At 48.6% G+C, this 10383-nt stretch carries 10 protein-coding genes and 1 pseudogene; 1 reads left to right on the forward strand and 10 read right to left on the reverse strand.

From position 1 onward, the window contains the following. Positions 1-87: 87 nt before the first annotated feature. Positions 88-609 (forward strand): annotated as a pseudogene (locus SDD30_RS16670) (transposase); the annotation flags it as partial. Between the two features lie 134 nt (positions 610-743). Here the strand turns inward: SDD30_RS16670 and SDD30_RS16675 are convergent. From SDD30_RS16675 to SDD30_RS16720, 10 genes are all read right to left on the reverse strand, one after another. Further along, positions 744-1226, reverse strand: coding sequence for a 3-isopropylmalate dehydratase small subunit (locus SDD30_RS16675; RefSeq protein ID WP_434076062.1), 483 nt, complete (start codon positions 1224-1226; stop codon positions 744-746). A 45-nt stretch (positions 1227-1271) separates the two neighbouring features. Further along, positions 1272-2528, reverse strand: a complete 1257-nt coding sequence (locus SDD30_RS16680) for a 3-isopropylmalate dehydratase large subunit (RefSeq protein WP_434076063.1) — start codon at positions 2526-2528, stop codon at positions 1272-1274. A 141-nt stretch (positions 2529-2669) separates the two neighbouring features. Next, the gene (locus tag SDD30_RS16685; RefSeq protein ID WP_434076064.1) at positions 2670-3926 is read right to left on the reverse strand and encodes a 4Fe-4S binding protein; all 1257 of its coding nucleotides are present in this window, start codon (positions 3924-3926) and stop codon (positions 2670-2672) included. A gap of 41 nt (positions 3927-3967) precedes the next feature. Continuing rightward, complete coding sequence (locus SDD30_RS16690; RefSeq protein ID WP_434076065.1) at positions 3968-4864, reverse strand: thiamine pyrophosphate-dependent enzyme; 897 nt, start codon at positions 4862-4864, stop codon at positions 3968-3970. A 1-nt stretch (position 4865) separates the two neighbouring features. Further along, on the reverse strand, positions 4866-6044 hold the full coding sequence (porA, locus tag SDD30_RS16695) for a pyruvate ferredoxin oxidoreductase (RefSeq protein WP_434076066.1): 1179 nt from the start codon (positions 6042-6044) through the stop codon (positions 4866-4868). Next, the gene (locus tag SDD30_RS16700; RefSeq protein WP_434076067.1) at positions 6041-6328 is read right to left on the reverse strand and encodes a 4Fe-4S binding protein; all 288 of its coding nucleotides are present in this window, start codon (positions 6326-6328) and stop codon (positions 6041-6043) included. The genes porA and SDD30_RS16700 overlap by 4 nt, the downstream gene beginning before the upstream one ends. Further along, entirely contained in the window at positions 6325-6888 is a 564-nt protein-coding gene (locus SDD30_RS16705) for a pyruvate ferredoxin oxidoreductase subunit gamma (protein ID WP_434076068.1), read from the reverse strand. Before SDD30_RS16705 ends, SDD30_RS16700 begins: the two co-directional genes overlap by 4 nt. 28 nt (positions 6889-6916) lie before the next feature. Then, positions 6917-7237 (reverse strand): hypothetical protein, encoded by a 321-nt coding sequence (locus tag SDD30_RS17380; protein WP_494517278.1) that lies wholly within the window; start codon positions 7235-7237, stop codon positions 6917-6919. Between the two features lie 3 nt (positions 7238-7240). Continuing rightward, positions 7241-8704 carry a 4-hydroxyphenylacetate 3-hydroxylase N-terminal domain-containing protein gene (locus tag SDD30_RS16715; protein WP_434076070.1) on the reverse strand — a complete coding sequence of 488 codons (1464 nt, stop codon included), beginning with the start codon at positions 8702-8704 and terminating at the stop codon, positions 7241-7243. A 121-nt stretch (positions 8705-8825) separates the two neighbouring features. Then, the gene (locus SDD30_RS16720; protein WP_054936113.1) at positions 8826-9461 is read right to left on the reverse strand and encodes an RraA family protein; all 636 of its coding nucleotides are present in this window, start codon (positions 9459-9461) and stop codon (positions 8826-8828) included. Between the last annotated feature and the right edge of the window lie 922 nt (positions 9462-10383).

Consider the following 10383-nt stretch of genomic DNA (forward strand, 5'->3'; position numbering starts at 1 on the left):
GCCAGTAACCCTTCCTGCCTTAAGTGTAAAGGGATCTTGGTTGAGTGGCAAATATCATTTGTTGCTATATAGGACAAGTACCTCCCCAATGCCACCATAGTTTTAGACCGTTATCATCTCATGCAAATAATCAATCAGGCCCTTGATGAAGTACGACGCCAGGAGAGCCAGGAGACAGCCCTCTTGAAGAAGACCCGTTATCAATGGCTGAAGAACCCTGCCAACCTGACCAGTACACAAAAAGCAAGCATTGAGGCCCTTAGCCGTTGCCATCTAAAAACCGGGCGAGCCTATCGCGTCAAGCTGGCCTTCCAGGATCTTTTTACCCAGCCCGATCGTGAAAGTGGCGAAGCCCATCTCAAACGGTGGTATTTTTGGGCAACCCATTGCCGCCTGCAGCCGATGATTCAGGCTGCTAAAACAATTAAACGCCACTGGGAAGGAGTGCTAAGTTGGTTTAACAGCCGCATTTCAAACGGTCTCTTGGAGGGTACTAATAGCCTGCTGCAAGCTGGAAAAGCAAAGGCTCGTGGTTATCGCAATAAGGCTAACTTTATTACCATCTCTTATCTCATTGCTGGTGACCTGGATTTTGGTTTACCCACTTGATGTAGCGAGGAGCCAGGCAGATCAATATCTTTCCCGTCTTCATAAAATACCTTTACGCCTCCTTTATTATTTCCTTTTTTAGAGCGGTCCTTCAAAAACGAATCTTTTCCTCAGGCAGCTTTGACTTACCTCTCTTAACTCTCTTTCTTCAAGTAGGGTACAATTCCTCCGGCGTCCACAATGCGAGCCATAAACTCCGGTAAGGGTGTAAGCCTTAGTTTGGTATCTTTAGTTAAGTTTCTCAACTCCTTCCTGTCCCCACTCAATTCTACCTCATCTCCACTACTTACCAATTCATTGATGTTATCTTTGGTTTCTAAAACCAGGAGGCCTATGTTTAAGGCATTACGATAAAAAATACGGGCAAAAGACTCGGCTATTACACATTGAACACCTAAAGCTTTTAGGGCTACAGGGGCCTGTTCACGGCTAGAGCCGCAACCGAAATTACGACCGGCTAAAATAAAATCTCCCTTTTTGATTTTTTTAGCCAGTTCCGGGTCCAACCCCTCCAATGCATGAGAGGCCAATTCTGCCGGATCGGTTATATTTAAGTAACGCCCAGGCAGAATGACATCAGTATCAACAGCATTGGGCAATACCCATGCCTTGGCCACTTTTTTACTCCCCCTTTATTTAGTCGTTTAAATTTTAACTGTTGACTATGCAAAAAATTCGCGCGGGTCAACAATTTGGCCTACTACTGCAGCAGCGGCCACGCTCGCTGGCGAGGCCAGGTAAACTTCAGAACCTTTGCCCATACGTCCCTTGAAATTGCGGTTAGAACTGGCGATACAACGTTCGCCTTCAGCCATCAGGCCTTGGTGGCCGCCAAAGCACGGCCCACAACCTGGGTTGCAAATTACAGCCCCGGCTTCGGACAGGATTCTCAATGTTCCATCTTCCATAGCCCGGCGGTATACTTGAGCTGAGGCCGGCACTACTAAAAGACGCACGTGGGGATGAACCTTTCGACCTTCCAAAACCTTAGCCGCAGCATGCAAGTCATCCAACCTGCCATTGGTACACGAGCCTAGAAAAGCCTGGTTGATAGGTAAACCGGCTACCTCTCGTAAAGGTTTTACGTTATCTACTTGGGTAGGACAGGCCACCTGCGGCTCAAGATCCGAAACATCTACTGCGACTGTTTCGCTATAGTACGCATCGGGATCAGCCTTGATTACTTCGAAGGGGTGTCTTGCCCTGGACCGCACGAACTCCAGTACCACCTCATTAGGCTCGATCATACCTGCCTTAGCGCCCATCTCGATGGCCATATTGCAGAGTGTCATGCGCTCAGAAATCGACATCTTTTCTACCGCCGGGCCAGCGAACTCAATGGATTTGTACGACGCTCCCTCAGCAGTCAACTTCCCGCATAAATAAAGAATCAGATCCTTCGCGAAAACGCCCCTCGGAAAACTACCGTCCACTATGATTTTTATGGATTCCGGCACCCGGAACCACAACTTACCAGTAACAAAAACCGCCGCCATTTCCGTGGAGCCGATACCGGTCCCAAAGGCTCCAAAAGCGCCATGGGTACAAGTATGGGAATCTGTGCCCACTACTACCGCCCCAGGATATACCCAGCCCTCTTCGGGCATAACCTGATGGCATACTCCAGCCTTAATATCTAGATTCTGGATACCCTGTTCTGTCGCGAATTCCCTCAATATTTTTTGCAGCCGGGCAGCACTCTCGGTGGGAGCTGGTATGGAATGATCAAAGAGAATAAGCACCCTATCCGGATCCCAAACTCTGGACCTACCTATTTCTCTAAAAGCCGCAACAACCGGTGCCCCGGTAGCATCATGAATCATAGCCGTATCGATCCTGGCTTCTACAATCTCGCCTGGCTCCGGCGAACTTGTCCCAGCGGCTTTAGCCAGGATCTTCTGGATCATGGTTAAACCCATATCTGTACTCCCTCCCATTTTTGGCATGCGCTTCCTGGTCTTTTCGACAAACCCTGAGGCTCCCGGTCACATTTTACTCGACCGGAAGCCTCAGATGGAGGTCATAAGATAGACGAGCGCAATCTTAATCGCAATACACGATTACAGGCTCTTATGCAGAGCAGCGATGTATTCCTCTTCTGAAGCCCTCTCAAGATAGCTAATGGCTTTCTGCGGGCAGAGATACTGGCAGAAGCCGCAGCCTACACAACGGTCCGGATCGATAATTGATTTCCGGTTCTCTATACGTAGGGCATCGTAAAAACAAGCCTCTTCGCACCGTTTGCAGCCGTTACACTTATCCCGATCTACCACACCGTACTTGGCCTTAAACTTCACGGGGATGTCAGAAGAAGGACCAAGGGGTAAAGCCATACCGATGATATCCCTGGCATTATAACCCTTTCTGTCAAGGAACTCTTCCATGCCCTTGAGGATCTCTTTAACGTAGCGGTAACCGTAAACCATGAGAGCCGTACAAGTCTCTACTACCGTAGCCCCTGCCATCATGAACTCAATAAAGTCCTCGGGTTCTACAGGCCCATTGCTCGCTAGGATAGGAATGTTGCATAGCTGTGCCGTGGCCGCTACCCAGCGCATGGAAAACTCCTTAGTGCCCGGCCCTGAAGTAGAACAATAGGTGTAGCCAATAGCCTTACCAGTCTCAATATCAATACGCAGGGACAGGTTACGGCTGATGATAGTGGCGCCGTCCGCACCGGCCTCTTGCGCCACCTTAGCTATATAGGCCGGGTCCTCAGCCTCAGGAGTTAGCTTCACGAAAACAGGGAGCCCGGTAACTTCTTTTACAGCTTTTACAGCTTTAGCTACAGCTTCAGCATTCTTGCCCACAGAAGCTCCCACAGCACCAGATGAACCTGCCTGGTACTGGGTGGACACAACGCCTGGATGCGGGCAGCAACAGTTTAGCTCCAAAGCCTCTACCCCAGCTTCGGCATGCATCTTAGCCAGCTTTTTCCATTCATTCGCGTCCAACCCGCCTTCAATAGAGCCGATAATACGGCAGTCATACTCTTTGGCCAAGGGCATCTTCTCTTTAATAATTTTGACCCATGCTTCAGGATCCTGATGCTGCAGATGATCGCGGTGGTAGAGGGCCCAACCCTTGGGGTGCGCAAAAATACGGTGCGGATCCAGCTCAAAATCCAAAAGATACTCCTCCATACGCGGATAGGTACGGAAGTAAGGGGTAGCGGTACAAGTCTTGGTTACAACACCTCCTAAACCTGATTTGATAGCCTTTTCCAGGGTAGTGCTGCTATGGGCTATAGGGCCGGAAGCAGCCACCACCGGGTTCTTAAACCTCAGTCCCGCAAGTTCGACGGATAGATCAGCCATTTAATATCCCCTTTCTCTGATAAATTGATGATTTTTAACGGCTACTTGTTAGTAGCCTCGACCATACTGTTTATATTGGCCCATTGCTGATCGCGCAATGATTCAATATGGGCCACCTCCGCTTCCGATAGGCCGCGGAATCTTCCCTGCCCTTCCACGTATTCCCTAACAGGCTTGAAGTTACGTATCTTCAGAGTGATACGATATTTACCATTCTCAATCTCATATAAAGGCCAAATACCGGTCTGTACAGCCAGACGGGCAAACTTGACAGTTTGGCTGGTGTCAAATCCCCAACCCGGCGGGCAAGGAGCCAGGACATGCAGGAATGACGGTCCTTTCACTCGGTAAGCTTTTTCTACCTTCTGCAGAAAGTCGTTCCAGTGGGAGATAGATGCCGTAGCCGCATACGGTATGCCATGAGCTGCTACTATGGCCATCATGTCCTTCTTAGGCTTATCCTCACGATGACCCAGCTTGCCTCCTGGAGTAGTCGTAGTGGTAGCGCCCCAGGGAGTGAGGCCGCTTCGCTGTATACCGGTGTTCATATAGGCTTCGTTGTCGGTGCATATATAAATAAGTTCATCACCGCGCTCTACTGCCCCGCTCAAGGCCTGCAGGCCAATATCAGCCGTACCACCATCACCGGCTACAGCAACTACTTTCACATCATGCCGACCTTTGGCCTTTAAGGCTACTGAAACGCCCGAGGCCGTGGAGGCCGTGGCCGGGAAAGCCGTGGGCAAAAGCGGCACCCGTAAGGCTACTTGCGGGTAAAAACAGGTAACCCCCAGAACACAACCAGCCGGCTCTACAAAAATTACATTACGACCCAAAACCTTAAGGGCTTGACGAACTGCCAGAACCGAACCGCACCCCGCACAGCCGGCATGTCCAAAGAATAACTCTTCACTCGTCAGCTCAGCTAGCGTTGTCATACTACCACCTCACCCCCACAAACCTGACGTCTGATTGTTCTTGCTGATCCATATGTTGTTCGCCCAAAAGGTTCAGAAAAATACTTTCGATTTCTTCCACCCTGACATCGCGTCCCCCCAGGCCGCCTACATAGTTCAATACGCGGGGAGCCGGGTTGAGATTGCCGTAAAGGGCTGCCTTGACGTCAGTATACAGGGCACCAGCATAGCCGAAGGAGAGGTCGCGGTCAAAGACACCAACCGCCCTTGCCCCTTGCAGCGCTTGGCAGATGTCTGTTACCGAGAAGGGACGGTAAGCACGTATGCGCACCAAAGCCACTTTCTTTCCTCGATAGTTAAGGTCATCGACGACTTCTTTGATGGTACCACAAAGACTGCCCATGGCCACCACTACCACTTCGGCATCTTCGGGGCCATACTTTTCGATCAGCCCCGGCCAGTAGCGGCCAATAGTGCGCCCATAATCTTCGGCCACCTCCTTTATGATACCAAGCGCCCGCTGCATTGCTTGTTCCTGCAAGACACGGAACTCCATATAAAGGGCTGGTGGCGTACCAAAGGAAAAGGTCAGTGGGTTATTTGCATCCAATACAAACTCAGGGTTGTAGGGCGACAGAAAGGCATCGATCGCTTTGGCTTCAGGAACATCTACTACTTCCTCGGTATGTGTAAGAACAAAGGCGTCCATACACACCATAACTGGGGTAAGGATCTCAGGGTTCTCAGCGATTTTATAGGCTTGGATAATGGTATCTAGGGCTTCCTGACTGTTCTCCACATAGAGTTGAATCCATCCCGTATCCCGTGCCTGGATAGTATCCTGATGGTCCAGCCATATGGTCCAGGGTCCGCTGAGAGCACGGTTACCTACAACCATAACCACCGGTACTCGTACCCCAGAAACGTAATTCAGCATCTCTTGCATGTAGGCCAATCCCTGGGAAGAAGTGGCAGTAAAAGCCCGTGCCCCTGCTGCGCTGGCCCCATAACAGGCTGCCATAGCTGTATGTTCGCTCTCAACTTTGATGTACTGAGCGTCTAGTTCCCCATTAGCAATAAAATCTGCAATCTTTTCTACAATCACGGTCTGTGGTGTAATGGGGTAGGCAGCTACTACTCCGGGCTTGACCAAACGGACAGCATGAGCCACAGCGGTATTGCCGTTAAGATACATTTTCATTTTTCGTCACCCATTTCCCTCAGCATAGTAATAGCTCCATGGCTGCATTCCTCGCTACAAATCCCACATCCCTTGCAGTAGTCATAGTTTATCATTACCGTCTTAGCTCCTTTTTCAATAGTCCCATCGGGACAATAAATCCAACATTGCAAACAGTTGTTGCACTTCTCAGGGTCGATAACCGGCCGCATAGTGCGCCAGCCACCTGTTTTTACCAGAACTGTACCGCCAGGGATAACCGGAATCTTAGGAAACCCAGTTATTGTTGCTGACATTAGGTTCATTGGGCCGTCCTCCCCTCAGACAACGCTCTATACGCCTCTTGAGCGGCCTCCACGTTTCTTTTTACAAGTCTTTCCGGTAAAGTATTCTCTATGGATTTGATTATTGAATCGATTTTAACTAGACCTGAAACCGCACACAATGCACCAAGAATACTGGTATTGACGATATTTACCTTAAGTGTCTTAAGAGCTATACCGGTGGCATCTATGGTTACAACTTTGGCACTGGGGCCTGCTTGAAGGCCCATTTCTTCAGCCGGCATTACTGTGTTAACTAACACAAGACCGTCAGATGCCAAACCTTCAACTACATTTGTGGTGGCCAACAGGCTGTCGTCTAATACAACGACAACGTTGGGCTTGTAAACCTGGGTCCGTAAACGGATGGGTTTATCATCAATCCGGGTAAAGGCCATGACCGGAGCTCCACGGCGCTCAGTACCGAAAGCTGGGAAAGAGAGCGCATACTTCCCCTCGTACAAAGCGACCGCTTTACCCAGGATAGTAGCAGCCATAACCGCACCCTGGCCACCCCGCCCGTGAAACCTTATTTCTAGCACTTTAGTACCCCCTAAAGAACCTCTTGGCTTAAGCCTTAGAGGCGTCAAATCTCTGTTGCAAAATAGCCATAACCTTTTCGACTAATTCATTCTCATCCTCAACTGCTAGGCCTTCAACCATATGCCCTTTAATAACTACTGCCGGTGTGCCTGACGGTCTCTCTAGGCACGCCACCGGACAGCCGTTAACCAGAATAAAGACCTCCACAGTTTCTTCCTGCCAGGATGGCATCATGTGCCACCCTCTAGTAGGAAGAATGTCTTGTAGGAGCTTGTAAATCCGACCACGGTCAACCTCGGCCTTACATCCTACACATAACCGGATCTTGACTTTCCTCAGAGCCCTCAACCCTTATTCCTTTATGCCAGCCAGAACCTTAGCCCTCTCTTTCATCCACCCGGCCCGCTGCCTTAAACTTACGCGCAGCATAACCCTTTGCGTTTCCGGGGGACCGCCGCCTAGGATAGATTCGGCTGGAATAACCGAGGACTGGCCCATAAGATACTCAATCAGGCGGCTAATGCGAATACGGTTCTCAGTTGATATGCCGGCTTTGCCGCGGAAGTACTTATTAATGTATTCGCGAATTTCACCGTTCTCCCAGTCTTTTTGGGTAGGTATAGTGCATAAAAGCCCACCACCGATATCCATAGCTAGGTTGGCGTTTTCCGCCACGGCACGTCCACCTTGAAGTTTAGCTGCATTGGTCAGGCTGACGTCTGGCATATAACCGCCTGAAGGTGTGGCGTAACCTAATCTGGCTGCCCCAATAGCACAGCCGTAACTCAGTTCGGAATTCTGGAACATGGTAACTAACTTCTCCCAGATATGGCTTGCTTTAGTTAGGCCAATATACTCAACTGCTAACATACAGGCCCCTAACAGGATATCACAATGTCCCGCCTTGCAACCACAAAAGGCCAAACGGTGCATCCTGGCAAAATATTCCACCATTTCGGTGCTAAAATCGGCTTCCTGGTACATAAACACCCGTTCCCAGGGGATAAACACGTCATTAAATATTACCAAAGAGGCTCCATGTACACCGTAGGTGGCATTACCAAAGTCCATCTCTCCGGCTCCGGGCAAAAGTCGCCGCACAGTGCCGGCCGGGCTCTCGTAAATATGAATGATACCCGGGGTATCTGCAGGCACGGCAAAGGCTATAGCATATTGCTTACCTTCGGGTCTGATAGTTTCGGTAGGCAGAACCAGATGCTCATCAGCCACTAACGCTCCCGATTGATGAGCCTTCGCCCCACGCACTACAATTCCGTCTTTTCTTTCTTGCACTACATGAAGGTAGGAATCTGGATCCTCCTGTTCTTCCGGCCTCAGGCTACGATCAGCTTTTGAGTCTGTAACCATGCCCGAGACGGCCAGATCTTTCTCTTGCATTTCTGCCAGCCACTTACAGAACCGTTCATGGTAGTTGGTGCCGTACTTTTTATCTATATCATAGGTGGTAATATAAGCTGCATGGATAGCGTCCTGGCCCACACACCTGGCCCCCACACAGGCTCCATGCTGAGGGGTCAGCATCTTTAACAATTGTACACGGCCTACTAGGTCGTCCTGGCTCTTATGCACAGTAAGGAAACGATTCACTGGCCCCTTAACTAAGTCAGAATCCTTCACCAACCAATTCTCAAACTCTGGGTCAAAGGCTTTCTCAAATGTTAGGGCCACTGACTCTATTACCGGCCGTACACAGGGATGGTCAACATAATTAGTAACTTTTTCACCATGGATATAAACTTCACGATTTTGGCTACCTAAACCTTTTATATATTCCTCAGCAGTACGCAAGGCCATCCCAATATCTCTCCTTTCTTACGGATGATTTTCCAATTAATTTCAATTAATTATTGTTCTATACGCAAGCTTTCTAAGATAATTAAACTTTAGACTGCCATCTATGAAAAACGTAGTCAGACTAATATACCCTTACTTTAAGAGATTCATCCTCGCCACTCATGAGTCCGGCCTTGGTCTTGACCTCCCACTCGTACATCTTCCTGACCACTTCCAAAACCTCATCAAGCCGCTCTAATGGAATAACCGCCACGCCGTCATCATCGGCCACAATAATATCGCCGGGTTTAACCGAAACATTGCCACAAACAATGGGCTCATTGATGCTGATAGTCTTAAGCCGCTTGACGCAGGATATCGGACTGATCCGCTTGCTCCACGTGGGCATATTGTATTGCCTGATCTCGGCTATATCACGGACAGCCCCGTCCACGATAACGCCAGCAACACCAAACCTTTTGGCTTTGAGGGTCACCAGGCCCCCCCAGTTACCGTAATTTGTATCATTAGCATCGATTACTATGATGTCGCCAGGTTGGCATTGCTCCATCACCGTGCCCAACTGAACCTTTTCAGGAGAAGGCAAAACGGGTCGCTCGGCGGTGGTAACGGCGGGCCCTACTATTCTCACACCATCGATGATGGGTCTCATGCCGATCATTACCCCGTTGATGCCAAGTTCGTCAAAAGCATCTGACCACATGGTTACGTCATACTTACGCATCTCTTCAATAAGTTCCTTGCTGGGTCTCTTCATTTTCATATTACCTCCCTGAAAAATTTAGATTTGGTTTGTTAAAAAACCACTATCTTAATCTATGCAATTTTTATGCCAGGCAACAACCTTAATAGATAACCAAAATTGAATTTAAAAACTATTACATAATTGAAATATGAGTAAGGGGATTTCTAGAGTGCTAACCTTGTTCTGGCTTTATAGTATTTCTTATATGTAATTATCATTTCATTAATGTAATTAATTATAGTTCTTCACTTTTCGTGCGGGCGAATAAAATTATTTTGCGACCGCCCTTGACAAGGAGCCTCGCACCCGTGTTTATAAGTGGCAAGAAGGCAAGCCAGCTTCGCTTGCTGCCTTTTGCCAAATCAAGCTAACACGGGCATTCTCCATATCAACGGCCTCCGCTTCGCCCTGGTAAACGACCGCAATTATAAGATATAAAAAACAAATGTTTGCCCACATGAAATAGCGAGTAACCCTTAAACTTTTTCCGTTGTCCTGGGAGCCAATCTTTGTCCTTCATGAGGTGAATTATTGCTTTAGCTGGAACCCCCCTGGATAACAAAAAGAAAAAATATGGTCATACCGCTGGAGACCAAATTGTCTGTACCTGTATTCTAGCGTAATCTGGTCTTATTGTAAAGAAAATTCTAAACGTTAAACTTTAAAAAGTCTCTAAACCGTACAGCCGTCATATCGAGTAGGAGGGGGCGGCTAACCCACGTCCCCTCACCTATGAAAAAATGCAAGACCCTTTTTAAAAATTTTTTGTTGGGCAGTGAAGGAATTCCTAACCATACGAGGTAGCTTGCATTGGTAGTCTTCATCTTCCATAGCCCGCGGCAGGCTCAGTCAAGGATCAGTGCTGACGCATTAACAAAAAGGACCTTGCGGCGCTTGGATTAATTACAGGTAGCCAAAAAATTTTATTGCAAAT

It is taken from the genome of Moorella naiadis (nom. illeg.) (genome assembly GCF_051020825.1).
Taxonomy (GTDB): Bacteria; Bacillota; DSM-521; order Neomoorellales; family Neomoorellaceae; genus Neomoorella; species Neomoorella naiadis.

Excerpts from the sequence above, each read along its gene's own strand:
- SDD30_RS16715 (WP_434076070.1), bottom strand. The coding sequence starts at position 8,704 with ATGGCCTTGCGTACTGCTGAGGAATATATAAAAGGTTTAGGTAGCCAA.
- SDD30_RS16720 (WP_054936113.1), bottom strand. The coding sequence starts at position 9,461 with ATGAAGAGACCCAGCAAGGAACTTATTGAAGAGATGCGTAAGTATGAC.
- SDD30_RS16690 (WP_434076065.1), bottom strand. The coding sequence starts at position 4,864 with ATGACAACGCTAGCTGAGCTGACGAGTGAAGAGTTATTCTTTGGACAT.
- porA (WP_434076066.1), bottom strand. The coding sequence starts at position 6,044 with ATGAAAATGTATCTTAACGGCAATACCGCTGTGGCTCATGCTGTCCGT.
- SDD30_RS16700 (WP_434076067.1), bottom strand. The coding sequence starts at position 6,328 with ATGAACCTAATGTCAGCAACAATAACTGGGTTTCCTAAGATTCCGGTT.
- SDD30_RS16685 (WP_434076064.1), bottom strand. The coding sequence starts at position 3,926 with ATGGCTGATCTATCCGTCGAACTTGCGGGACTGAGGTTTAAGAACCCG.
- SDD30_RS16680 (WP_434076063.1), bottom strand. The coding sequence starts at position 2,528 with ATGGGTTTAACCATGATCCAGAAGATCCTGGCTAAAGCCGCTGGGACA.